Annotated in this window: 19 protein-coding genes and 1 pseudogene; 1 reads left to right on the forward strand and 19 read right to left on the reverse strand. The window is 47.5% G+C overall.

Going from position 1 to position 24,998, the window contains the following annotated elements:
- From ileS to O71_RS11155, 5 genes and pseudogenes are all read right to left on the reverse strand, one after another.
- On the reverse strand, positions 1-2,972 hold a 2,972-nt coding region (ileS, locus tag O71_RS11145), incomplete at its 3' end, for an isoleucine--tRNA ligase (protein WP_007656642.1).
- A 108-nt stretch (positions 2,973-3,080) separates the two neighbouring features.
- Positions 3,081-4,925: an RND family transporter gene (locus O71_RS11150; RefSeq protein WP_237717816.1), complete on the reverse strand. Its 1,845-nt coding sequence runs from the start codon at positions 4,923-4,925 to the stop codon at positions 3,081-3,083.
- A 23-nt stretch (positions 4,926-4,948) separates the two neighbouring features.
- Positions 4,949-5,401: a hypothetical protein gene (locus tag O71_RS25625; RefSeq protein ID WP_237717813.1), complete on the reverse strand. Its 453-nt coding sequence runs from the start codon at positions 5,399-5,401 to the stop codon at positions 4,949-4,951.
- Positions 5,402-5,967: 566 nt separating this feature from the next.
- A complete protein-coding gene (locus O71_RS23890) occupies positions 5,968-6,129 on the reverse strand; it encodes a hypothetical protein (RefSeq protein ID WP_155800829.1) in 162 nt (53 codons plus the stop codon).
- A gap of 443 nt (positions 6,130-6,572) precedes the next feature.
- Positions 6,573-8,074 (reverse strand): annotated as a pseudogene (locus O71_RS11155) (glycine--tRNA ligase).
- Positions 8,075-8,303: 229 nt separating this feature from the next.
- Between O71_RS11155 and O71_RS11160 the strand changes: the two are divergent.
- Positions 8,304-9,440, forward strand: a complete 1,137-nt coding sequence (locus tag O71_RS11160) for a hypothetical protein (RefSeq protein WP_007656644.1) — start codon at positions 8,304-8,306, stop codon at positions 9,438-9,440.
- Between the two features lie 303 nt (positions 9,441-9,743).
- Here O71_RS11160 and O71_RS11165 read toward each other — a convergent pair whose 3' ends face one another.
- The 14 genes from O71_RS11165 to O71_RS11225 all read right to left on the reverse strand — a co-directional run bounded on the left by O71_RS11165 (position 9,744) and on the right by O71_RS11225 (position 24,949).
- Positions 9,744-10,202, reverse strand: a complete 459-nt coding sequence (locus O71_RS11165) for a hypothetical protein (protein WP_007656645.1) — start codon at positions 10,200-10,202, stop codon at positions 9,744-9,746.
- Positions 10,203-10,294: 92 nt separating this feature from the next.
- Complete coding sequence (locus O71_RS11170; RefSeq protein WP_007656647.1) at positions 10,295-10,801, reverse strand: DUF4385 domain-containing protein; 507 nt, start codon at positions 10,799-10,801, stop codon at positions 10,295-10,297.
- Complete coding sequence (locus O71_RS23255) at positions 10,773-11,804, reverse strand: hypothetical protein (protein ID WP_007656649.1); 1,032 nt, start codon at positions 11,802-11,804, stop codon at positions 10,773-10,775. The genes O71_RS11170 and O71_RS23255 overlap by 29 nt, the downstream gene beginning before the upstream one ends.
- 35 nt (positions 11,805-11,839) lie before the next feature.
- A complete protein-coding gene (locus O71_RS23260) occupies positions 11,840-12,850 on the reverse strand; it encodes a cation:proton antiporter (RefSeq protein ID WP_007656650.1) in 1,011 nt (336 codons plus the stop codon).
- A 1,591-nt stretch (positions 12,851-14,441) separates the two neighbouring features.
- Positions 14,442-16,052: an Ig-like domain-containing domain gene (locus O71_RS11185; protein ID WP_007656651.1), complete on the reverse strand. Its 1,611-nt coding sequence runs from the start codon at positions 16,050-16,052 to the stop codon at positions 14,442-14,444.
- A gap of 76 nt (positions 16,053-16,128) precedes the next feature.
- On the reverse strand, positions 16,129-17,016 hold the full coding sequence (locus O71_RS11190) for a bifunctional 2-polyprenyl-6-hydroxyphenol methylase/3-demethylubiquinol 3-O-methyltransferase UbiG (RefSeq protein WP_007656652.1): 888 nt from the start codon (positions 17,014-17,016) through the stop codon (positions 16,129-16,131).
- Positions 17,017-18,879 (reverse strand): tRNA uridine-5-carboxymethylaminomethyl(34) synthesis enzyme MnmG, encoded by a 1,863-nt coding sequence (gene mnmG / locus O71_RS11195; protein WP_007656653.1) that lies wholly within the window; start codon positions 18,877-18,879, stop codon positions 17,017-17,019. It lies immediately after the preceding gene.
- A gap of 67 nt (positions 18,880-18,946) precedes the next feature.
- Positions 18,947-19,375, reverse strand: coding sequence for an rRNA maturation RNase YbeY (gene ybeY / locus O71_RS11200; RefSeq protein WP_007656654.1), 429 nt, complete (start codon positions 19,373-19,375; stop codon positions 18,947-18,949).
- Positions 19,359-19,784, reverse strand: a complete 426-nt coding sequence (locus O71_RS11205) for an ATP-binding protein (protein ID WP_007656655.1) — start codon at positions 19,782-19,784, stop codon at positions 19,359-19,361. The genes ybeY and O71_RS11205 overlap by 17 nt, the downstream gene beginning before the upstream one ends.
- A gap of 31 nt (positions 19,785-19,815) precedes the next feature.
- A complete protein-coding gene (locus O71_RS25630; RefSeq protein WP_237717814.1) occupies positions 19,816-20,415 on the reverse strand; it encodes a hypothetical protein in 600 nt (199 codons plus the stop codon).
- Entirely contained in the window at positions 20,415-23,123 is a 2,709-nt protein-coding gene (locus tag O71_RS11210) for a DUF4175 family protein (protein ID WP_237717815.1), read from the reverse strand. The genes O71_RS25630 and O71_RS11210 overlap by 1 nt, the downstream gene beginning before the upstream one ends.
- A gap of 157 nt (positions 23,124-23,280) precedes the next feature.
- On the reverse strand, positions 23,281-24,042 hold the full coding sequence (locus O71_RS11215) for an exodeoxyribonuclease III (protein ID WP_007656656.1): 762 nt from the start codon (positions 24,040-24,042) through the stop codon (positions 23,281-23,283).
- A gap of 96 nt (positions 24,043-24,138) precedes the next feature.
- Entirely contained in the window at positions 24,139-24,489 is a 351-nt protein-coding gene (locus tag O71_RS11220) for a hypothetical protein (protein ID WP_007656657.1), read from the reverse strand.
- 106 nt (positions 24,490-24,595) lie between these two features.
- Positions 24,596-24,949, reverse strand: a complete 354-nt coding sequence (locus O71_RS11225; protein ID WP_007656658.1) for a carboxymuconolactone decarboxylase family protein — start codon at positions 24,947-24,949, stop codon at positions 24,596-24,598.
- Positions 24,950-24,998 lie beyond the last annotated feature (49 nt).

Consider the following 24,998-nt stretch of genomic DNA (forward strand, 5'->3'; position numbering starts at 1 on the left):
GCAGTTTCCTCGTCGCTTATCTGCAGTTCGATACCTCCTTCACGCTCCAGGTGGGCGATGTCCTCCTGGTTCATTTGCTGTACAGCGGCGGCCACGAGTTTCATCTTCGGACCGAATACCTGACCCAGCTTCTTGAAGTTCGGCTTGATTTTCTTCACCAGAATGCCCGACGTATCGTCGATGTACTCCACGTGCTTGATGTTCACCTCACTCATAATCAGGTCTTCTACGGCCTGAATTTGCTGACGGGTCTTGTCATTGAGCACAGGTATAAGGATACGCTGCAGCGGCTGGCGCACTTTGATGAAGTGTTTCTTGCGCAGCGAGTGCACTAGCGATGAAATGGTCTGGGCCAACGCCATGCGTTCTTCCAAATCCTTGTCGATAGCCGAATGTTCTACCTCTGGGTAGTAAGCCAGGTGTACCGATTCCTCTTTGTGCTTGCCGCTCACACCGTTCAGGTCGCGGTAGAGTTGCTCGGCGTAGAACGGCGCGATAGGCGACGCCAGTTTGGCAATCGTCTCCAGACAGGTATAGAGCGTCTGGTAAGCGGCCATCTTGTCTTCGTTGTACTCGCCTTTCCAGAAGCGTTTGCGGTTCAGGCGCACGTACCAGTTACTCAGGTCGTCCACAACGAAATCCTGTATCGCACGGGCAGCACGGGTTGGGTCGTAGTCTTCCAGATAGGAATCCACGTCGGCAACCAGCGTGTTCAGCTTCGAGGTAATCCAGCGGTCGCTTTCGGTTCTGCGCTCCAGCGGCACTTCGTCCTCGGCAAAGGTGAAGTTATCCAAGTTAGCGTATAGCGCGAAGAAAGAGTAGGTGTTCTGCAACGTACCGAAGAAACGGCGCTGTGTCTCCACCACCCCCTCTGGGTTGAACTTCAGGTTATCCCAAGGTGGCGCATTGGCGATCATGTACCAGCGCACGGCATCAGGTCCGTACTTACCGATCATCTCAAACGGGTCGATAGCATTGCCGAGGCGCTTGCTCATCTTGTTGCCGTTCTTGTCGAGCACCAGACCGTTGGCGATTACGTTCTTGTAAGCCACGCTATCCTCCAGCATTACCGCCAAAGCGTGCAGCGTAAAGAACCAACCGCGTGTCTGGTCAACACCCTCGGCGATGTAGTCAGCCGGGAAGTTCTGACGGAAGATATCTTCATTCTCGAGCGGGTAGTGCCACTGTGCATAAGGCATGGCGCCTGAATCAAACCAAACGTCGATCAGGTCTGTCTCTCTGTACATTGGCTTTCCGGAGTCGCTCACCAGCACGATGTTGTCCACATACGGACGGTGCAGGTCATTGATCTCCACCGAAGCCTCCATCAGGCCAGCGTCCACGGCACGGTCTATCTCCTCGCTCAGTTGCTGGATAGAGCCAATGCAGATTTCCTCCTCGCCGTCCTCGGTTCTCCAGATAGGCAGCGGCGTACCCCAGTAGCGCGAGCGCGACAGGTTCCAATCCACCAGGTTCTCAAGCCAGTTACCGAAACGGCCTGTACCGGTTGACTCTGGTTTCCAGTTGATGGTCTTGTTCAGTTCAATCAGGCGGTCCTTTACAGCCGTAGTCTTGATGAACCAGCTGTCCAGCGGATAGTAAAGCACGGGCTTGTCCGTACGCCAGCAGTGCGGGTAAGTGTGCTCGTATTTCTCTACTTTAAAGGCTCTGCCCTCTTCTTTCAGTTTGATGGCAATCAGTATGTCAGTCGGCTTGTAGTCAGCCGCCGACTCGTCTTCGCCGGTGTAGTTTTTCACGTACATGCCGGCAAAGTCAGTCACCTCTTTCACGAAGCGGCCTTGCTTGTCCACGAGCGGCATCGGTTTGCCGTTCTCGTCCTCTACTAGCAATGCAGGTATGTCGTTCTGAGCAGCTACCCTAAAGTCGTCTGCACCGAAGGTTGGGGAGATATGCACGATACCGGTACCGTCTTCTGTCGTTACGAAGTCGCCTACCACTACTCTAAAGGCTGGCTTCTCTGGCTGCACGTAAGGCATCAGCTGGTGATATTCCACGCCTGCCAAATCGCGGCCCTCGAACTCCTCTACTATCTTGTAAGGAATCAGCTTGTCGCCCGAGCTGTAATCGGTCAAAGCCAGGTCAGCTGCCTTCGGGTTGAAGAAGCGGCTTACCAAGTCTTTCGCCAGGATAACCGAGATCGGCTCGTAGGTATAGGGGTTGTAGGTACGCACCTTCACGTACTTGATACCCTTGCCCACCGCCAGCGCCGTGTTGGCAGGAAGCGTCCAAGGCGTGGTCGTCCAGGCCAGGAAGAACACTTTCTCCTCCTCGTACTCGAACAGGAACATGTTGCGGGTGATTTTCTTCACCTCGAACTGCGCCACAATGGTCGTATCCTTCACCATCTTGTAGCAACCCGGCTGGTTAAGCTCATGTGAACTCAGACCCGTGCCTGCGCCCGGCGAGTAAGGCTGGATGGTATAGCCCTTGTACAAGTAGCCTTTGTCGTATAGGCGCTTCAACAGAGCCCATACCGACTCAATGTATTCGTTCTCAAATGTGATGTACGGATTGTCCAAGTCCACCCAGTAACCCATCTTCTCAGTCAGGTCGTCCCACTGGCTCTTGAAACGCATCACCGTTTCGCGGCAGCGCTGGTTGTACTCCTCTACCGTTATCTTCTTGCCGATATCCTCTTTCGTGATACCCAGCTCTTTCTCCACCTGCAGCTCCACGGGCAGACCATGCGTATCCCAGCCGCCTTTGCGGTTCACCTGGAATCCTTTCAGGGTCTTGTAGCGGCAGAAAATGTCTTTCACGGCGCGGGCCATCACGTGGTGGATACCCGGCGTACCGTTCGCCGACGGCGGTCCTTCATAAAACACGAAAGGCTTGTGCCCCTCTCTTGTCGTCACCGACCGCTGGAAGATGTTGTGCTCCTTCCAGAATGCCAGCACGTCTTCGCCTACCTGGGCGTAGTTCAGGTTTTTGTACTCGTTATACTTTGCCATGTTAAGCACTTACTTCTTCAGGTAATTCTTCTTCAAATTTCAACTTCAGCTGGTTCAGGTCTAGCTCCTCGTCCTCGTGCTCCAGGTAGAACTCATCGTAGTGCTCTATCAGGCGTACGGGTCGCGCTTGTACTTGCCGCTATCAAAGCTCATCAGCAAAGTTGGCAATATAATCAGGTTTGTGAATAATGCAATCAACAAACTCACCGACATCAGCACGCCAAGGGCCTTGGTACCGCCAAATTCAGAGAAGGCGAATATCACAAAACCGAAGAACAGGATGATGGACGTGTAAATCATACTCGTGCCCGCCTCTGTCAAACTGGTCGTGATGGCGCGACTCACGTGGAACCCGTTGCTCAGCAATTCGCTGCGGTACTTGGCCAGAAAGTGAATCGAGTCGTCAATGGCTATACCCAGCGCAATGCTGAAAATCAGCGCCGTGCTCGGCTTCAACGGTATGTTGAAAACTCCCATCAATCCGCCCGCAATCAGGAGCGGTATCATGTTGGGAATCACCGAAATAATCACTACCCTCGCCGACTTAAACAACAAAGCGATGACAATAGTTACCAACACGAATGCCAGCACCAGACTCGAGCGCAGGTTGTTGATTAAGTATTCGTTTCCTTTGATGAACAGGAGCGTCGTACCCGTCAGGCTGACCTTGGTCTCGGCGCCTGTTTCGTCGCGGGTAAAGGTCATGGTGTTGCCCTCTTCCGTCACACTCACGCCTTCGCCGCCGTAAATCTCGTGCAGCTCTGGTTTTATTTTGCTGATGATTAAGGTGTCGAGCTCTCTTGAACCTGCGTCGGCTACTTTGAGCGAGATTCGGGCGGTCTGACCTGTGCTGTCTACAAACGAGCGCAACAGGCGCTGGTTGTCGCCGCTGTCCTGTTTGGCCAGATAGCTGAACACGAAGTTGCGCTCCGTGTTGTCAGGCAGGCGGTACGAGTTTGGGTCGCCTTCATAAAAGGCCTGCGTGGCCGTCTTCACCAGTCCCACAATGGAAATCGGGGCGGACAGGATGGGCTGGGTGCGCAGGAAGTCTTCGAGCTGGTTGAGTTTGTTCAGGTTCGGCAGCCGCATGACGCCTTGCTTTATACCTGTGTCCACAATGATCTCGAGCGGCATGACCCCGCTGAAGTGGTGCTCAAAAAAAGCCAAATCGGCATTGACGCTACTCTCGGCTGGCAAGTCATCGACCATGTACGAGACCGTCTTTACTTTGTAGATTCCCCAGAACGAAGCCAGTAACGCCACGATGGTGAAGAAGTAGACCAGGTGCCGCTTATGGTGCACCAGGTGGTCGAGGAACTCCAGAAACTTGTTGAGCGGCTTTGCGTCGAGGTGGCGCAGCTGCCGTGGCGTAGGCGGCGGCAGGTACGAGAACACCACGGGTATCAGCACGATGCTGATGATGTAAGTCACGAAGATGTTAATGCCCGCCACAACGCCGAACTCGTACAAAATAGCCACATGCGTGAAGGTGAACACGATAAAACCAATCGCCGTGGTCGTGTTCGTCACCAGGTTCACCACGCCAATCTTGCTGATGACCCGCGCCAGCGCCATGATTTTGTTGCCGTGCTTGCGGTAGTCGTAGTGGTAGCGCGTGAGCAAATAAGTAGTGTTCGGTATACCAATTACCACTAGGATGGCAGGTATAAGCCCCGTGAGGAGCGATATCTTGTAGTCGAGTATGGCCAGTGTGCCGAGCACCCACACCACGACCATGCTGATCATCAGGAGCGGGAAGATAACGGCGTAGAATGAACGGAAGAAGATAAAGAGCGTTATACCTGTCACCAGCAAAGCCAGCACCAGGAACATCTTCATTTCAGCCGCCACTTTGGTTGTCATGACCGCCCTTACAAACGGTAGACCCGCATAATGCAGCTTTATACCTGTCTTCTTGGCAAAGGCCTCGGTATGCTCCATCACATCGTCCATCACCTGCACGCGGCGGGCCGAGTTCAGATAGGCAGGGTCAACAGTAACGGCCAGTAAAGTAGCTCCAGTCTTCTGGTTGATGATTTGCCCATCGTAGAAACCTGATTGCGCACCACCCGCAGCATGCTGTCGAGTTGCGCCTGCGTCTGCGGCATGGGATTAAAGATGGGAGCTGTGGTGAATTTGCGGTCGGCGGTGTCTTTCACGACCTGTACCAGGTTGGGCAGCGAAATAACGGCCTTCACGCCATCCACCGTGTTTAGTTGGTCCGACAGGCTTTTGAGTTCGCGGAAGTTGTCGAGTTTGTAGGCTTTGGGGCTCTGCATACCCACCACGAAGATATTGCCATCTTCGCCAAAGGTTTCCTTGAAACGCTGGAAGTACATCATGTCCGGGTCATCCGGCGACACGACATTGGCGAAATCGTACGACATTTCTGCGTCTTTGGCTTTGTAGCCCATAAACGCAGTCAGCAAAGCAAGCAGGATGAGCAGCCTCAGCCTGTTTTTTTATAATAAAAATGGCAATCTTATTCCACATGGTCCCCAATAATTCGGCAAAGGTAAGGAATTTTAATTTTTCCGGGGACTTCGATTCGGGATATGCGGCCTCCTACCGCCTGATGCTGTCAACTTTAGGTAAAGTGAATCTATATCTGTCATCTCGACAGAATGGAGAGATCTGGATTTGTTGGAGGCAGTGACTATACTCCAGATTTCTCCCGATGGTCGAAATGACACAATAATCATTAAATTGACGGCATTGCCCCTACCTCTTGAGACGTTTCATACTGTTCGATTGACATACTCTCTTTTGTCACCCTGATAGAATCTTGGTAAAGGGAGCCCCTACCCCCACGTAGCAGAGGCCAATATCCCCATCAACCAAGATTCTCTGTAGAATGACAGGAAGCTGAATTCTATATTTCAGAATCTATCACATCAGTTCTAGCTCCTGACTATTAGATTTGAATAGATCTGTACAGGTATAAAAAAGCCCCTGCCGTGTGGGCAGAGGCTCTCAATCTCTATTTAAAGGTGAATTATTTCTTTTTCCTGGAGGAAGAAGCTGAGTTGGATGATTTGTTCTCAGGCACACAGTTCGGTACCTGCTTTCCATCCTTCTCTTTCATCCCCACTTGCTCGTAGCCCTTCCAACATGGGTCTTTTTCAGAGCTGTTCTTCGATTTAGATGTGTTTGCCATAGCTTTTGGTTTGATGGTACATACGTGTATAACTCCTGGTTTGCCTCATTTGTTTTGTATTGAGCTTTAGTCTCCTAAAGGTTTATACACGCTGTATTTTGCACATTCATTAGGTATAGATTTTCACTTCAGCTACACCTTTATAACTCTTGCTAACTACAATTAACTTTTAAGTTATGCCCATGTGCATAAATTGCAATATAATAGAATACTTCTCACTGATTATTAATTAATTAAACCCTAAATCAATCCCCTCTTATGTCAATTTTTCCACATGGAACATATTGTTACTTAACATAATAATAACACTTTCATGCATTTTAGGACAAATATGGACCATAGCTAGATATAGCTTATCAATAGCAGATAGCTATACCTGCAAAATAAAACAGCCTGCAACACTTAAGTCGCAGGCTGTTCTTTGTAGCTATACCTAATATAACTTAGGCCAGCTTCTCAAATATGCTCTTGAAGTTAACGGCTTTGTCGATGTAGCTGTGCAACTCGCCGATTGGCATGCGCACCTGCTCACGGGAGTCACGGTCACGTACGGTTACAGTGTTATCCTCCAATGTTTGGTGGTCCACGGCAATACAGAACGGCGTACCGATCAGGTCCTGACGGGTATAGCGCTTGCCGATGGAGTCACGCTCTTCATAAATCATGTTGAAGTCGTAACGCAGCGAGTTGAAGATCTCAGTCGCCTTCTCCGGCAGTCCGTCTTTCTTCGTCAGCGGCAGGATGGCGGCTTTCACCGGAGCCAGCGCTGGATGGAACTTCAGGAAAGTACGGCTTTTGGTGGCATCGCCTTCGGTAATCTCTTCCTCGGTATAGGCGCTGCAAAGCGTCATCAGGAACAGGCGGTCAGCGCCTACGGATGTTTCCACCACGTACGGGATGTAGTTACCATACGGCTTGCCGTCCTCATTCAGGTCGTTGTCGAAGTACTGCATTTTCTTGCGGCTCAGCTCCTGGTGCTGCGTCAGGTCAAAGTCAGTGCGGGAGTGTATACCTTCCACCTCTTTGAAACCGAATGGGAACTTGAACTCGATGTCCACGGCGGCGTTGGCGTAGTGGGCCAGCTTCTCGTGGTCGTGGTAGCGCAGGCTCTCGGCCGGTATGCCGATGGCCTGGTGCCACTTCTTGCGGGCTTCCTTCCACTGGTTGTACCATTCCATTTCCGTGCCGGGGCGTACGAAGAACTGCATTTCCATCTGCTCAAACTCGCGCATGCGGAAGATGAACTGACGCGCCACGATCTCGTTACGGAACGCCTTACCGATCTGCGCGATACCAAACGGCACTTTCATGCGGCCGGTCTTCTGCACATTCAGGAAGTTCACGAATATACCCTGTGCCGTTTCCGGACGCAGGTAAATGGTGCTTGAGTCTTCGGCCACAGAACCTACCTGCGTCGAAAACATCAGGTTGAACTGACGCACTTCGGTCCAGTTGGTGGTACCGGAAATAGGCATTTAATGTCTTCACGGATGATCAGCTCACGTACTGCGTCGAGCTCTTCAGCACCCAACAAACGACCCATCTCCACGAGCAGCTCGCTCGCTTTGTCGTAGTGGCCGTCGGCTTCGTACTGGGCGGCTTTCTCTTCTATCAGCACGTCGGCGCGGTAGCGCTTCTTCGAGTCCTTGTTGTCGATCATCGGGTCGTTGAAGCTATCCACGTGACCGGAGGCCTTCCAGGTATGCGGGTGCATGAAAATGGCGGCGTCTATACCTACCACGTTCTGGTGCAACTGCGTCATGGACTTCCACCACAGGTTCTTAAGGTTATTCTTCAGCTCTACGCCCATCTGGCCGTAATCGTACACGGCTTGCAGACCATCATAGATCTCGCTCGACGGGAATACGAAGCCATACTCCTTTGCGTGCGAGATGATATCTTTTAATTGTGCGTTTTCTACAGGGGTTTTCTCTTGTGTCGCCATGCTGCAAAGATAGAAGATTAAGGTGTGATTATGCCATACGGGATTTATAGTTTTTTATCTATACGATTTGGCACTGTACTCATTCATGCTTAGCCATTTACAAATCTACATTGCCAAATAGGTATAAGGATGCATCTGTTAATAATTTCTTAACATTGGATAACCAGACTACTCGCCTATTTTATGGTAACTTGCGTCGTTTTTTAAAAAACTCACCCAATTCTTTAAAATGGCTAAGACTAAAAAGGGTAAAAAAGCAGTCGTACCCACCCAGCCTTACAAGTTCAGAAAGCGTTTTAGCTTGCTGGACGTGCTTTTCCAGAAAGAGAAGAAGTTCCTCTATTTTATTGCCTTCTCCTTCATTGTTGCCGGTATTGTTTATCCGTATGCATCCATTGCGATGTGGGTAGGCTTCCTGTTTGCCGCTTACTCGGCTATCGCCAACGACAGTATCCAGACAATCGGTACTTTCATCGTTTCCAATGAAAAGCGGGCCTGGTACTGGCAGTGGCTCTTTATGGGTATCATCTTCCTAGGCACTGTATTTTATAGCTGGTACATGTTCGACGGCGACGTTACTTACCAGCGACTCTCTTCTAAGGGATTTGACCAGACACCGGATAACTTTGTGTTCCTGCAGCTGGCCGCTCCGATCATTCTCTTGCTTCTAACACGCTTCCGTATACCTGTATCGACTACCTTCATGCTCCTGAGCGTGTTCACGGTAAGTTCAGGTGCCATCGTAGGCATGATCAATAAAAGTTTGCTGGGTTATGTGGCAGCTTTTGGTACAGCGCTGATTATATACCTTGCGCTTTCTAAGGTGATCAAGCGTTTCGTGAAAGGCGAGGCGCATAGCTTCTGGACGGTAGCCCAATGGGTTGTTTCTGGTTTCCTGTGGCATACCTGGCTGGCGCAGGACTTGGCGAACGTAGCCGTATATCTGCCGCGCTCACTCAACATCTGGGAGTTCGTTGCTTTCGCTGGTTTTATATTCCTGGGTATGGGTTTCCTTTTCTTTAAGAAAGGAGAGAAAATTCAGGAGATTATCAACGAGAAATCAGACGTGCGTGATGTACGCAGTGCTACCATCATCGACTTGATCTACGCCATTATCCTTTATTTCTTCAAGGAGCTCAACAACATGCCAATGAGTACAACTTGGGTATTCATCGGTTTGCTGGCAGGCCGTGAGTTGGGTATGCGTATCAGAGCGCAGGAAGGCAGCGCTAAATTGGCCAAGACCTTCAGCCTGATCGGCAAGGACATCCTGTCGGTTACCATTGGTCTGATCATCTCGGTTATCATGGCCATCGCCATCAACCCGGTTATCCAGCAGGAGATCTTTAACTTCTTCTTCGAATAGGCTATACCTGTTTCGATAATGAAAAGGCCCGGCATTTGTCGGGCCTTTTCTATTTCATACCTGCATTGTGAATAGACAATAGCAGAAACCGCTTTCCTATACCTGTAGCAGCCTTTTCCAGCTGCATTTTCCATAGCCGCATTGCAAACTCAGTTAAACTCATAACAGTTATAGTTGCGTCTTAAGCTTCCCTCCGGATCGATACTGCCATGATTGAGGTATAGCTGGCTACTCTTGCAAGAAAAGCAAAAAAAATCCCGGCTCCTTTGCAGAAACCGGGATCTATGTAGAAATACTGTTTTCTTATTTTTCTGGCCAAACAACTTCCAGGTTGTCGTTGATGAACACGCCAAAGTTCACGGCGATCAGCTGGTCTTCGTCAAAGTACAGGTCGATCATTTCCTTTTCGTAAGAAATGCGGGTCTCGCCCGTCTCCATTTCTTCTTCTTCAATATCCTCATAGCCGTGATCTGCGAAAAGCCGTTTCAGTTGCTCCTGGCTCATTTCGAAAATACGCTCTTCCCACAGCTTCACGTCGCGGTTGGCTGTTTCGATGCAGCTCAGTTTATAATCATCTTCTTTGTCGAAGTATAGCGAATAGCCCTCCTCCCAGTAGTTCCAGGCCTGATGCTCAAACTCATCTTCTTCATCAGACTCTTCAATCTCTTCAGGTTCGCCTAGTAGTTGCTCTACTTCTTCCATTGTAAGGCCAAACTTGATCTTCCCAAGCCCTTTGCCTAACCTGATTTCTTTGTTAACCATGTTGCTCTCTCGTTTTATCTTGTATGCAAAGATATGTGATTTACTAATTTCGGAATTAAAAGGTTAATTGATACAATGAACAATTCATTTTTTTAAGATTCGTATTTCGACCTGAACTCGGCCATCAGTTGCTTATACGTTTCATTTTCTTTTGCCTCATCCCATTTCTCTTTGAAAATGCGTGCTGACTCCGCTTTCACCGGATCAGGATCTAACGGCAGCTGATCTCGACCATGGGCGCCGCTCTGTCCTTTTTTATCATCCGGCACAGGGCCTTTGTATTTCTGTCCAGTCCGATGGTTGGCGTATCTCCTAGAGCGGGTATAGCCCATCTGCAAAAACTTGCGGGCCATATCGGCGCCCACAAAGTCGTTCTGACGAAGGTAATCCAAAAACAGTCCGTAGATATGCTCCGATGACTCTTGTGCGATCTCAGGTGTTTTAAATCGCCAATGCGGCAGTATCTCCGACTTATACGGTTCTACCAGCAGCACCCCCTGCTCTCCTTTTCCTATACGGTACAGCTCCGGATTCTTTCTGAAATCAGTTTTTTTGAAATCCAGTTCATAGTTAAAAGCTTTCTTTTTCGCTTGTTTCATTGGTATAGCCTGTTGTCTTGAACTGGTTATCCTGGTATACATTCGGGTGCTGCTCCGGATAAACGATAATGAAGCTGTTGTCTTTGTAGTTGCGCGACAGCACCCGCGGCACATTATCGAGCATGCCATTATACGACACCGTGCCTCTGCGTGCCGATATAACCACCACCATGTCATCCTTGCCTATACCTGTCTGGTTGTTTTCAAACTCTGCCATCGTTGGCCGTGGCATGTAAGTAGCGTCAATGGCAGGCTTGCTGCTCTTCACAGTACTTTTTATTTGGTTGTTCGTTCTTCTACCGGCCATAAAAACGACCTTAGCTCCCAGTTGCGTTGACAACAGGCGAACGGCACGCATCCAGCGCAGGAAACCTCTCTCCAACTCCGCATTGGCCGGCACGATCACAACCAGGCGGCTTGTCGTATTTAGTGGCTGCATGATCTTGCATACTAGAATCATCTGCTCTGTATTCTCAAGCAAGTTATCCAGGATGGTACCGAATATCCGATCACGGGTTGTGATCTTGGCATTCCATCCGAGCACCACCTCTGTAATCATCAGCTCTTTTATGGCCCTGAGTATACCGCTGGCAATGTTGATGTCGATCTTGGATACCAATTGCACGTCGTTGTCAGTGGCTGAGGCATGTGTTATCGCCTCCTGCAGCATTTTGTTCTTTTTGAAAATCTCCTCTTCAGCATGCTCATTATCCAGCACCACTGCCAGTGGGTAGATCGGTTCGTGATAATCCGGATTCCGCAGCATCACAGAAAGATCAATCAGGTTCTCGATATTCTGCGGATTGGCGATTGGTACCAGGATACGGTCTGGCTTTTCACTCAGGTTCGGCTTACGTCTGCTCTCAATGATGGCGAGTCGCTTACCCACTTTCTCTGTCACAAAAGAACTTACCAGACAGGTGACGAGGATCAGTACGATGGTACCGTTCAGGGCGTCTTCATTGATGATGCCGATGTTATAACCTACCAGTATAACAGCCAATGTAGCCGCTGCGTGTGCACTGCTAAGTCCGAAGATCAGGTTACGTTGCGTACCGCTGTACCCAAATATCTTTTGAGTGATCCAGCTGCCAGGAATTTAGTCACCAGCGCCACTACCACTATCACGCCTGCGATGATCAACGCCTCAGGTCCCCTGAACAGCACGCTCAGATCCACGATCATACCAACATTGATCAGGAAGAAAGGGATGAAGATATTATTGCCCACAAACTCTATTCTGTTCATCAGAGCCGAGGTATGCGGTATAAGCGGGTTAAGTGCTAGTCCTGCCAGGAATGCTCCGATAATGGCTTCTACTCCTGCCAGCTCCGCCAGAAAGGCTGCCGCAAACACCAGCGTCAATACGAATATGTACTGGGCTCCTTTTTCACTTTCAATTTGCTTAAAGAACCAGCTTGCTATGCGCGGAAACACAAACATGACGATGCCGGCAAAGATGGCCAGGGAACCTGCCAGTTTCACCCAATACCATACATCCAGATCTCCTTGTGAACTACCAGCCACTACGGCGAGCACAAGGAGTACTGCTGTATCTGTCACGATAGTACCACCTATCGTCACCGTCACTGCTTCGTTTTTACTTATACCCAGTCTACTGGCTATGGGGTAAGCGATCAGGGTATGGGACGAAAACATACTTGAGAGCAGTATTGCTGAGAGCAACTGATAATCCATCAAGTAATAAAAGATCAGTGTTCCTGTGGTAATAGGTATAAGAAATGTAAGCGCTCCGAAGATTAAGCTTCTGTTTCGGTTCTTTTTAAAATCGATCATATCGATTTCCAGCCCTGCCAGGAACATAATGTATAAAAGGCCTACTGTTCCGAACAGTATAATACTGGCGTCGCGCAGAAGTAGGTTAAATCCGTTTGGCCCTACTATCACACCTGCCAGGATCAAACCTACTATACCAGGTATGCGCAATTTGTTTAGTATGATGGGAGCAACCAATATGATGAGCAGCACCATCGTAAATATCAGCACCGGATCCTCAAACGGAGGAACCAGCTTTAGAAGTAATGTCATAGTTTTATGTTAGCGTTCACTTTTTCTCCAGATAAATATAGCGCTTTTATTTTTTTGCCTTTTCTTGCGCCCTACCTTTCCCTCCCTTTTTTGATCCTCTCTTTTCTCTTTTTGGTCTGACTTATCCAGCTTTCCACATCTTACCTGACCTTATTAATTTTAATTAGATAAATTTTTAAATAAATCTTCTTTCATCATTAAGGCTGTTCATAAGTTAATAACTGTGGAACATTCTGAATTGTCCTCATTTTCATTTTATATACCCTTGCTTTGCACCTGGCTACCCACATTTTATTTTTCTGTTAATTTTTATCTTTCAGTTACTTAACTGCCTTTTCCACTTTTGCCATTTTGTGTGCATTACTTTTTTCACATACCTGCCTGCCGTGGAAAAGCCTTTTTTCTATATACCTTTGTCAACCCCTTTCCACTTTTTGTGTGTTCCACAGCCCTCTGGCCCCACCTGTAGAACAAGCCCACTCTGAGTTATCAGATTTGATCCACACTTGTCCACATTTATACCCACCCTTTTTGTGGATTTCTAAACATCTTTTTTGATTCTATATTTCGGAGGCTTTTATAGCCTCTGACGGTGATCGATTTTACCTATTACGGAAGAGGAGCAGGTTTCTTTGCGAGTTCTGATGTGGTCTCTAGTGTTTATGTTTCAGAGGTCTCTGGTATGGCTTTTTCTAACTGAAATAATTACCGAATGATGTATCCCTTGAATTAGATCCGGTAGCGGGTAGGTTAATTATTGCCAAGCAGCTCGAAATGGAATGGAGATTTTCAGCTTGTGCTATTCGAACTTCAGAAGAGCTACTGCATGTTCTTCAATTATGTTGGGTGTAATGTATTTGCTAAGGAATACAGCAGGTAAGTAGAGTCTCAGATCGGCACCCTATTAATCAAAGAGTATTGCTTATCACCGCTAACTCCGCTCATACATGATTTTGCCCCCTTCTTTAAGATCAGCTTCCCCTTTTATTCAAGAGGAGTTATAGGGAACATCAGTACCAGGTATAGGTTTTCGTCTTTAGTGTTGCTCTCGAATCTACCTATCACAGATTCATATTTAGATGTATACTGGTAGTATTTGTATCTCCTGTGCACCCGTTAAGCAGATCTTATTTTGAATTTAACTGCTCTGTTCCGTTATACCAATGCATGAGTTTTGGTTAGATTGTATCACCAATTTTAGGTTATTCCTCATGGCTTTGGGAAGTTGTTTAGCTCTTGAAGAGTATCTAAATGAATGCGATGGTAAGTTATAATCATCGCTTGATAGTTCGTTGAATCCGGTTTGTTATCTATATCTGAGTGATAGCTGGCAATTGTTTATTTGTCTTCAGGAGCACAAATCTGAAATCATCAGCTGGTTTTATGACCTATTCTTATTTTCGTCTCAGTCTTTCGATCTCAGTTTCTCTTGTGTTCTTTTTATTAGCATGGGTTTCTGTGGACAATTGCTTTGATTTAGGCCCTGCAGGTAATTTGATCCCTTTTTCGTTGCTTCTTATCCACGTGTTATCGGTTGAACTGTATGTATCAGATATAAAAAAAGGGAGCCAAATCAGCTCCCTTTTTTACTCTAGAATTCTATATTTTCTTCCATCTCCCAGTTGGCCCTTATCTCCAGTGGTTTGTCGTGAAGGTATACCTGCTCAGGTTCTCTTACCAGTTCAGGGTCTCCCCCATCCCATTTACCATTGTTGTTGGCATCCAATATCACGCGTATAAAGTAAGTGCCCGGTTCAATGCTTCGGAAATTGTAGGTCCTTGTATTCCGCACCTGGTGCTTCACCTTGTATTGGTTATCTACTAATTGGATGATGTAGCTCTTTTGCTCTGTTTTCACTGCCCCTCTTAGACTTCCTGCTCCTCTTGCTTCCGCCACCGTTACCTGTAGGGTTGGCATTGTAAAACGTTCACCCTGTACCGGCACTATACCTACACTATCCAGCACGATGGAAGCCTGTCGGTTATTGTTTGTCCATTTAGGCATTACAAAGCTTATCTCTGTTGCCGTGCGATCAAGTGCCACTTGTTCCGGATACGTCAGTCTGGCCACCTCTATGCTGTCAGCTAAAAGACGTATTGGAGTTTTTGATTGAATTCTAACCGGTGTTTCCAATTCAATTATGACACGCTGTCCTTCACTAATTGCCCCGTTGCTTGTATTGCCGTTTTCTTTCAGACGTGCACCCTGCACCCGCTGCGCTCTTTTGCCTTCGAACGCTATCTGTACTGTATCTACTGTTCGGTTAGCTGCTGAGTCCAGGGCCGTCAGTATAGCTCTTCCACCAGCGAAACGGCTGTCGCCAAATAGATCCACTATCTTGCCATCTGTTGATACTTTATGAATCAGAGTGTCTTTTGGTGAGTCTGCCGGTCTGGCTATAAAGCTTTCTATACCTTCATTGTAATTGGCCACAAAGCGATCTGTATACCTTTCACGACGCTGCAGGATGGGGCGTTTTGTATCTATCCCAACAGTCTGCAGCACTACTTCCTGTTCCTCGCTTGTCACGCTTATCGGCTCTGCTTTATAAGCGATTCGCTCTTCCTCCGTGTCATAAAGGGAGTTATTGTTTTTATCAGTCAGCGCATAGATTCTGTACTCACCATCCCTTATGTTTTCGAAGGTGAACTCCCCATTAGCATTGGTTTGCGTCTGGTAATATGGTCTGCTTTTCCTGATGCTGAGTGTGTCGCTTGTAGGGTATAAAGCCACCACGGCTTCGTTCTCCGGTTCCTGTGTAAGCAGTCTTACTACTTGCCCGCTTACTCTGCTCGAGTCTATGAAACTGCCTGTGCTAAACGTTAATACCAATCCTTCTGCAATGTTTTTTTCCGTGATATCCTGTATGCCTTTTCTGAAGTTTAAGGTATAGGTCGTGTTTTCCTCGAAGGGTTGCTCAAATACTAACTCCATCCTGGTTCGGCTCGATCGCACCTGATATTTGTTGTCGGTAAACGGTGTGATTAGGAGTTCTTTCTGCAGGTTGTTTTGCTGAACCTCTTCATTAAAATCAAGCGTGATAGTACGGGTACTTACATTCAGTTCCTGCGACTTCGGATTGCTATTCAGAAGCTCCGGTGCGTCTTCGTCTTTAGGTCCTCCTTCCGGGTTGTTTATACTAGCGCATGAAGAGATGCTAATTACTGAAGCTGCAAGTAAAAGGCTGTTGACAATTTTCATCTAATATTCATTTAAATGAAAAACAGGCAAACTTTCGCTTGCCTTGTTCTTATTTATTAACACTATTTGGTGGTGTTTATTTTCTCTTTGCTACAAAGATCAGGCTCGAGTAATCGTTACCGTTTTTCTCTGCATAGCTGTTAGACTTAAACCCATTGACCACACTGCTGATTACTTTTGTCTTCCCTTCTTTCTGTTTCTCGCTGAGCATGCTCACGTAATAGGCATCAAACTTCATGGGTAACACTTCCTCTAGTTTCATTTTGTGTTTCTTGAGTAAGCGCTTCATGGTTGGTTGTGTGAAGTGATACAGGTGACGTGGCACATCGTAAGCCGCCCAATCTGCTTTGTATTGCTGTGCGTCATGTGAATCAGCATTGGGAACAGCTATGATCAGGGTGCCGTCTTCCTGCAGCAGATTGATGAGTTCCGAAAGTGTTTCATTCAAAGTATGGATATGCTCCAACACATGCCAGAGTGTGATTACTTCAAATTTCTCCCCTTCTATCTCACTAAGTTCTTTCGCTATTATTTCACCTGTCTGGCCTGAAGCTTCCTCACGGGCACGCGTATTTGGCTCCACTCCTCTTATTTCCCAACCGTCGTTTTTACAGGCATTCAGGAATACGCCTGTTCCGCAGCCATAATCCAGTATAGCTCCTTTGGCTGGAGTATGCCTGTTGATAAGCTCTACCTTTTGCTTCGTCGTAATGGAGCGCACCACATGATAGGCTCTGTTGATAATGCCTGTCTTGATGTTGCTGTGCGATATGTATTCTTCAGATTCGTAATATTTATCAATACTGGCAGCATCAGGTCGCGGGTTCGTAAACTTGAATGTGCAATTCTCACATTCCACAATTACGAAGCTCTCTTTTGAGACCGCGTTGTCTGTTACTACCAGAAAGTTTTTAAAATCTTCTTTGCCACATATCGGGCAATGCTCCAGTCTTTCGTAGCTCATTTATTTTCCAAGGTATACCATTAGTACAGATATGTCAGCAGGTGAAACTCCACTGATACGTGATGCCTGGCCGATTGTCTCAGGCTGTATACGTAGCAATTTCTCACGCGCCTCAGCTGACAAGGCAGGTATGTTGCGGTAGTCTATTTTCTCTTTGATATTATAGTTTTCGAGTTCACCCATTTTGGCAGCCATGGTGTGCTCCTTCTCAATGTAGCTTTCGTACTTCACGGCTATCTCAGCTTGCTCTACACTGTCAGCTTTGAACTTGCTCAGGTACTCTGCTACGGCTGGCACGGCCTCAGCGATATGCTTGATCTCGATGTTTGGACGTTTGATTAACTGACCTGCACGCTGCTTTTCTACAATTGGTGCTGAGCCCATTTGCTCCAGCATGCTGTTGATATCACCCGGCTCAATCGGTTTGTTACTCAGGTAAGCGATGATTTCAGCCGTTTCTTTGATCTTCTTATCCACAGCAGCCAAACGGCTTTCGTCAGCCAATCCAAGCTCGTAGCCTAGCTTTGTAAGGCGGATATCAGCATTGTCCTGACGTAGCAGGATACGGTGCTCTGCTCTGGAAGTAAACATACGGTATGGCTCATCGGTACCCTTGTTTACCAGGTCGTCGATCAATACGCCGATGTAAGCTTCTGATCGCTTTAGAATAAACGGCGCTTTTTCGTTTATCTTGTTATGCGCATTTATACCTGCCATTAATCCTTGGCAAGCTGCTTCTTCGTATCCCGTTGTTCCGTTGATCTGGCCAGCAAAGTACAGGTTCTGCACCAGCTTTGTTTCCAGCGTTAGGCTCAGCTGCGTTGGCGGGAAGAAGTCGTATTCTATTGCATAACCAGGGCGGAACATTTTGGCGTTCTCAAATCCCACGATCTTACGCAGTGCTTTCAGCTGCACATCTTCCGGCAGTGAGCTGGAGAAACCGTTCACGTATACCTCTACTGTATTCCAGCCTTCCGGTTCCACAAAGATCTGGTGACGGTCACGATCGGCAAAGCGATTAATCTTGTCTTCAATAGATGGGCAGTAACGCGGGCCCAATCCCTGGATACGACCCTGGAACATAGGCGACTTTTCGAAGCCAGTTTTAAGGATTTCGTGTACGTCTGAATTTGTATAAGTGATATAGCAGCTACGTTGCTTAGCCAACGGCGTGGTTTCAGTAAAAGAGAACTTTGAAGGATTCTCGTCGCCGAATTGTTCTTCCATACGGCTGTAGTCGAGCGAGCGACCATCAACACGCGGAGGTGTTCCGGTCTTCATGCGGCCTGCCTCAAAGCCCAGTTGAATGAGTTGCTCTGTTATGCCTTTTGCTGATTTTTCTGCTGAGCGACCACCACCCATCTGTTTTTCGCCGATGTGGATAATGCCATTCAAAAATGTGCCGTTCGTTAAAATTACGGCCTTTCCACGTATAGTTATCCCCAGGCTAGTGCGTACACCAACGGCTCTGCCATCCTCTACTTCTATACCTGTCACCATCTCTTGCCAGAAGTCAACGTTCTCAGTTTGCTCCAGTGTCAGTCGCCAGGCTTCGGCAAATCGCATGCGGTCACTCTGTGCACGAGGGCTCCACATGGCAGGTCCTTTTGATTTGTTCAGCATGCGGAACTGGATCATGGTCTCGTCGGTAATGATACCGCTCATACCACCCAGCGCATCAACTTCACGCACAATCTGTCCTTTTGCTACGCCACCCATAGCCGGGTTGCAGGACATCTGCGCAATGGTATTCATATTCATGGTCGCCAAAAGGACTTTAGAGCCCATTTTGGCAGCTGCGGCAGCGGCTTCACAGCCTGCATGGCCCGCACCTACAACTATGATATCGTATTCTGGAAACATGTATTCTGGATTTAGAGATGTTTCACGTGAAACATCAAAGGGAGGTTGGTAATTCCCTTATTTGCGATTAAAATTTCCGCAAAGATAAGGAAGAATCTTCGAGTTTGCGCATAGCTGCTTCCTGCTCAGGGGTTTTATCTTTGAAACCAAGCAAGTGAAGAACGCCGTGGATGAGGACGCGGTGAAGTTCGTCATTAAAAGAAGTGCCGTGCGTCATGGCGTTGTCGCGCACACGATCAATGCTAATAAAAATATCACCTTCGATAGTGCCTTCTATGTCGGCATTGTCGAAGGTGATGATGTCTGTGAGCGTGTCATGATCGAGATACTCCACATTGATCTGGTGCAGGTAATCGTCAGAACAGAATATGTAGGTAAGGCTTACCAGTTCTTGCTCATGTTGCTCGATAATGTCTGCAATCCAATCGGAGATCTGCTCTGGGTTTTCCAGCGAGAAATCAATGTCCTCGCTGAAGAACTCAATTGGATGATCCATTCTGTGATTGTGTGATGTTAAATATTAGCTGCACCTTTTTGCCGTTGTCCAGGAAGTTTACCTCGTCACATAGGTTACGCATCAGGAAGATACCGCGACCACCAGGGTTCTCCAGGTTCTCAGGAGCGGTAGGATCAGGCAGGGTGTCATAATCAAAACCAGGTCCTTCATCTTCAATTTCAAAAAGAAGCTGATTATTCTCTACCTGGAGCGTAAGGTATACTAATTTTTCCTTGTCGAATTTATTGCCGTGGCGGATGGCATTGTTCACAGACTCTGTAACGGCTACCATAATGTTGCCATACACATCGTCTTCAAACTCGAATTCTTCCTTTGAATTGTCTATGAAGCTTTCTATAACTCGGATGTTCTCGATTAAGGAAGGAATCTGAATTTTAACCTGATTCATATTACTTGTTAGTGATGCTATAAGGTGCGTATTAGTTATTCATATTTTGGAAATACTCGCTAACCTTCTGTTTGTAGTAGGGTGTAAGCGCCGGTGATACGGTTTGAAGCAATTCCGTTTGTTTCTCTTTTGTTCTTAAATACTTTTCGAATGATGGAGGAACTCTTCTGGCAACATCCTGAGCGCTCTTGGCTTCGCGTTTATTATCCAGTTCCCGCTCCTTCATTGACTTCTCTGCTTCCAGCAAACGAGTAAGAATTTCGCGCTGCCGCATGATGGTCTGCTCAGTCAAACGTTTATTAACGAGATCAGTCTCGCTTTGTTCCATCATCTTGCTGATATTTCCCAACTCACCGTTGCCGCCCTTTTCGCCAGGTTTCTGTCCCTGTTTCTCCATTTCTTTGAGGGCGTTACGCAAAGCCTCTTGCTCCGCAGCTAATTTAGCTAATTCTTCAGACAGTGCCTTACCTGACTTGCCACCTTTTTTTAATTCTTCGATTTTTTTGTTCAAAGCATCCTGCATCTGGCCAAAATCGCCGGGTTGGGGCTTACTGCCTTTCTGTTTTGAGGCCATGCTGCCCTGCATTTGCTGCATGGCTTGCTGCATTTGCTTCAGCGCATCGTTGAGCATCAGGCCAGGTTGTTCATAGACGTCATGGCAAGCTGCTGCTGAGCGGTGGCTCGGCCAACGTTACGGTCACGTAGCTCTTTCATGCTGTTGTCCATGCTCTGGTTCATCTGGGCCACCTCACGTGTTACAAATGACTCGAGTTGGAAAACCTTCTTAGCAAGAGCAAAAAGGCTGTCTTCAATTACCTTGGCATTGTCGCGGAGTGATAGCTGTTGCTGTGACAGGGAAATAAAACGAGGATCGCTTTGGTTAACTCCACGGAATGATTTCATCAGCCCTTCCTGGTCAAACGACAGCTTGATCAGGTTTTCCAGGATGTCTCGGAGGTTGTCGAGGTTCTGCTGCATGCCGTCCATGCTCATGCTGCTCTGCATCTGCTCCATCTGCTGGGCCATCTGCTTCATCTTCTCCCCTGCCTTCTGCTGCGACTCGCTGGCTTTCTTATTTTGGTTCTTTTCAAGCTGCTGCTGCCCCTGTTCCATGTCCTGCTCTATTTGCTGCTGTTCCTGCTGCATTTGCTGCTCGTCCATTTGGTTCGGATTCTGAAGCTTATCATTGAGTTCTTTCAGGTCCTTCATGTCCTGCTTCAGCTGCTCAAATTCTTGCTTTATATTTTCCTGCTCCTGTTGTAGCTGCTTGTTGTCTTCCTGCTTTTGAGCTGTTTTATCGGCCAATTCCTCCTGTTCCTTGGCCATCTCCTCCAGCTTATTGGTAATATTATCGAGTTTTTGCTCAAACTGAAGCTGCTTGAATAACTCAAGGGCTCTTTCAAGCTCACGCTCCAGGTTGCGCTCACGGTTATCCAATTTACTCAGTAGCTTTTGTAGCTCCGAGTCTTTCGGATTTTGCTCCTGCAGCAGTTTTTCGAGCTCTTCGTACAACTTCTTGGTTTCCTCGTCCAGGAGGCTATCCATGAGCTTCTTCAGTTCCTGTGCTTTCTCGGCCAGTTGCTTGTCCTGCTCTGATAGCATGTTCTGTTTCTTGTTGAGCTCATCAAACAGTTCTTTCATAGAAGAAATATCCTGCTCCAGCTGCTTGCGCTTCTCTGCCAGGTCCTCCAGCTGCTTTTTGTCCTGCCAATTCAGATCGCGCTTCGTTTTCATTTTTTCCTCAGACTGGGCCAACTCTTCTTTCAGCTTGGTACTTCTTTCCAACGATTTACTCAGCTGGCTCTCCACCGACTGGGCATTGCTGTTCAGTTCCTGCTCCAGGTCACGGCGGCTTGGCACACGCAGTTCAAAGGAGCGGGTACGGGCACTCTTAGGTCCATTCAAGCCATCATTGTCCCATACCTGCACAAAGTACTCCAGCTTGTCGCCAGGGTTCAGTTGCAAGCTGGCTGTGTTCCACTGGTGATAATAAGTCTGGCTGAGCTGCTGCCGGTTCAAGCCGATCGGAACACTCTTATACTTGGCTTGCGGGTTCTTGTCGTTGGTCACTTTGTAGTTCAGTGCGAGTCGTGTCAAACCATAGTCGTCAGATATTTCGCCAGCCAATACCACAAAGCGATATAGGGCAGAGTCGTGGTACTGCTCTAGCGAGATCTGCGGGTGTCGGTCAGGTATAGTTGTGATCTGATAATTGATCTCTTCTTTGTTGGTGCTATGTGCATTTCGTAGGTCTACACCATAGTTTTGGCTTTCGGTAAACTGCTTGCTGGCTGTGAATAAGTTCTCTTTGAATTGGGCTACAAGCGATTCAGAGGCGTTTTCAAAATTGATTTCAACACGTTCAGTTTCGGTTGCATCGAAGTTCCAGGTGATGGTACTACCTGCAGGTATAGTGGCATTCCCCGTATTCTGAATAAGATCAGGCTCTCGCTTCAGGTAGGCAGGGTATGCCACTTCCATATGGAAGTTCTTCAGATTTGGTCTTGAGAGCAGCTTCAGGTTATAATCATCAGACATAAAGCCGGAGCCCTCCAACTGAAACTCCACAGGACGTTGCAGCTGCTTAAAGGTATAGGTATAGCCATTGCCGCTCTTCTGGAGTCGCTGGCGTCTACCGTTGTAGTGTATGTATACCTCGTTAGGTATCGTCTTGCCTTCCAACTGCACTTGCAGCTCAAAGTCCTCTCCTCTATAAGTCTGCAGCGACTCATTCTCTACCACAAACCGAAAAGGTGCCAACGGAGTATAGTGTTTCTTGTAATTGATGATACGCTCCGTGCCCTGCACAAATATAGTAGGGTATAGCAAAGCGATCAGCAGCATGATAACCGCCGGCAGCGCAATGTATTTGAGAAGCGGCTTGTTCTCACGGTAGGTAACGGCCTCTTCGAACGGATAATTAATAAGCTGGGAGGATCGCTGGGCTATACTGGCGGCAATCAGTTCATTTGTCCTGTCAAGGTCTTTTAACTGAATGGCATTCAGTAGTTTATCTTTTATTTCAGGATAATGGTCCCCTACCCTGGCGGCTGCCTGTTCATCAGAGAGCAGCTTCCGAAGATTGGTGAGCGCTGAGATTGGGAGGATGATCCAGCGAACGAGTGCATAAATCGTAAGGCCTACGAACGAGAACAGCAGAAAGGCCCGTACAAACACCGGGAAGTAAAAGATATACTCTAGCAAACTGTAGACGATGTAAATCGACATCAGCAAGCCTATGGCGAAAATGCTCCCCCGCAACAACAGGTTGAGGTAGAACTTTTTCTTAAAGGCCTGCAGCTGGTATAACAGCCTGTCCATCGCATCGTGCTGATTCATCTGCCTAGTTATTTAATCGTTACTAACTCATGCTTACAGCTAATGATTAACTTGGGAGGTATAAGTTGTTAAAATATAGAAATTTAAGAGAATCTCCTAAAGCCTCTATTATAAAACTGTCTGCACGGTCGATTTAGTATACGTACAGGGCGTGCTACTATATAATATCCAATAAGACCGGGCAGTGATCGGAGTGCTTGGCCTCTGGCAATATGGCTGCCCGCTGCATACGATCCTGTAAATTGCCCGTCACCATGTTGTAATCGATACGCCAGCCCAGGTTCTTGGCACGTGCCCCTGCCCTATAGCTCCACCAACTGTAGTTGTGCGGCTCCTTATTAAAGTGGCGGAAGCTGTCTACAAAGCCACTCTCAATAAACTTGGTCATCCAGTTGCGCTCTTCTGGCAAGAAGCCGGAGCTGTTCGCGTTGGATTTTGGGTTGTGAATGTCAATGGCCTGGTGGCAAATATTGTAGTCGCCACTGATCACCATGCCTGGCAGCGTTTGCCTCAGGTCGCCTATGTAGCCATAAAAATCGTCGAGCCACTGCATCTTAAAACCCTGCCGCTCGTCGCCGCTGGATCCGGAAGGCATGTATACGCTCATCACCGAATAATCGTCGAAGTCTGCACGAATCACACGTCCCTCGTTGTCATAGCATTCCATGCCGCAGCCGATCTCCACATGTCTGGGCTTGTCTTTGCTGAGGATGGCCACTCCGCTATACCCCTTCTTAACAGCAGGATGCAGGTATACGTTGTAGCCCATATCCTCAAAGATGGCACGGTCAAACTTGTCTTCGCAGGCTTTGATCTCCTGCAGGCAAAGTACATCCGGGTTGGCAGCTTTTACCCACTCCTGAAATCCTTTGTTAATGGCAGCACGAATGCCATTCACATTGTAACTGATAATTTTCATCCTTACTGTTTTACGGCCATGCAGAGGCAGCAAGTTCCCTTTGATTAGAAAGAGGAACGTGCTGCCTGTACAGGTAAAATTTAAGATTTTGAGATATTATATTTCGTCAGCTCTGTCGAAGTACTCCAGGATGTGCCACTTCAGCATTCTCTCCTGATCTTTCAGATTGGTGAAAGGTATAGCCTTAACAGAACGGTAGTGGGGCCAACCTTCTTCGTCAACCCGCTCCAGTTCATAAAAACCTGACAGACTGAATACCTTGCAGGTAGCGATGTGCATCAGGTCCTGCTTCTCCTCTTTTGTAAAATCCGAAATGCCCTTTCCCAATTCCTGTATACCTATCAGAAACAGGATGGCATTCAAGTCAGGCTTTTTTCCGAAAGTCTTCATCATAGAAGCCCTCAGGTTGGTCCATCTGTGATCCAGGTTAGATGATTCGTCGGCCATATGTTTTTATTATTAAATGGCTGAATTGTTCAACTGCCTACTTCATAAAACTCGCTTCTGAGTAAAGGACAGCAGAATGAACAATTCAACTTTGAAAATACTCTGTCTAAGAAGCGCTCTGCTGGGCTTTAAGTTCCTCCCAGTACTCTACTGCACGGCGGAAGTGCGGGATCACGATGGATCCTCCCACCAGATTGGCAATAGAGAACACCTCAAAAACCTGCTCGTCCGAAACGCCTTCTTCAAAGCACTTGCCCAGGTGGTACTTAATGCAATCGTCGCAACGGAGCACCATGGAGGCTACCAAGCCAAGCATTTCTTTCGTTTTCACATCCAAAGCACCCTCCATGTAGGTGTTGGTATCGAGGTTAAAAAACCGCTTGATTACTTTGTTATCGTAAGACATGATGCGCTCGTTCATGCGCGTACGGTATTCGTTGAATTCTTCTATCTGACTCATTGTTGTGTGTGCTGTGACTGTTTTATGCTATTAAAAGTATAACAGTTAA

The organism is Pontibacter sp. BAB1700 (genome assembly GCF_000277005.1).
Classification (GTDB): Bacteria; Bacteroidota; Bacteroidia; order Cytophagales; family Hymenobacteraceae; genus Pontibacter; species Pontibacter lucknowensis.

What these genes read in the sequence shown, in the direction of transcription:
- O71_RS11170 (WP_007656647.1), bottom strand. Translation starts at nt 10,801, where the DNA reads ATGAAACAAGCGAAAAAGAAAGCTTTTAACTATGAACTGGATTTCAAA.
- O71_RS11160 (WP_007656644.1), top strand. Translation starts at nt 8,304, where the DNA reads ATGGCTAAGACTAAAAAGGGTAAAAAAGCAGTCGTACCCACCCAGCCT.
- O71_RS11190 (WP_007656652.1), bottom strand. Translation starts at nt 17,016, where the DNA reads ATGAGCTACGAAAGACTGGAGCATTGCCCGATATGTGGCAAAGAAGAT.
- O71_RS11185 (WP_007656651.1), bottom strand. Translation starts at nt 16,052, where the DNA reads ATGAAAATTGTCAACAGCCTTTTACTTGCAGCTTCAGTAATTAGCATC.
- mnmG (WP_007656653.1), bottom strand. Translation starts at nt 18,879, where the DNA reads ATGTTTCCAGAATACGATATCATAGTTGTAGGTGCGGGCCATGCAGGC.
- O71_RS25630 (WP_237717814.1), bottom strand. Translation starts at nt 20,415, where the DNA reads ATGCTCAACGATGCGCTGAAGCAAATGCAGCAAGCCATGCAGCAAATG.
- O71_RS11210 (WP_237717815.1), bottom strand. Translation starts at nt 23,123, where the DNA reads ATGAATCAGCACGATGCGATGGACAGGCTGTTATACCAGCTGCAGGCC.
- O71_RS11215 (WP_007656656.1), bottom strand. Translation starts at nt 24,042, where the DNA reads ATGAAAATTATCAGTTACAATGTGAATGGCATTCGTGCTGCCATTAAC.
- O71_RS11220 (WP_007656657.1), bottom strand. Translation starts at nt 24,489, where the DNA reads ATGGCCGACGAATCATCTAACCTGGATCACAGATGGACCAACCTGAGG.
- O71_RS11225 (WP_007656658.1), bottom strand. Translation starts at nt 24,949, where the DNA reads ATGAGTCAGATAGAAGAATTCAACGAATACCGTACGCGCATGAACGAG.
- ybeY (WP_007656654.1), bottom strand. Translation starts at nt 19,375, where the DNA reads ATGGATCATCCAATTGAGTTCTTCAGCGAGGACATTGATTTCTCGCTG.
- O71_RS11165 (WP_007656645.1), bottom strand. Translation starts at nt 10,202, where the DNA reads ATGGTTAACAAAGAAATCAGGTTAGGCAAAGGGCTTGGGAAGATCAAG.
- O71_RS23890 (WP_155800829.1), bottom strand. Translation starts at nt 6,129, where the DNA reads ATGGCAAACACATCTAAATCGAAGAACAGCTCTGAAAAAGACCCATGT.
- O71_RS11150 (WP_237717816.1), bottom strand. Translation starts at nt 4,925, where the DNA reads ATGGACGATGTGATGGAGCATACCGAGGCCTTTGCCAAGAAGACAGGT.
- O71_RS11205 (WP_007656655.1), bottom strand. Translation starts at nt 19,784, where the DNA reads ATGAATCAGGTTAAAATTCAGATTCCTTCCTTAATCGAGAACATCCGA.
- O71_RS23260 (WP_007656650.1), bottom strand. Translation starts at nt 12,850, where the DNA reads ATGACATTACTTCTAAAGCTGGTTCCTCCGTTTGAGGATCCGGTGCTG.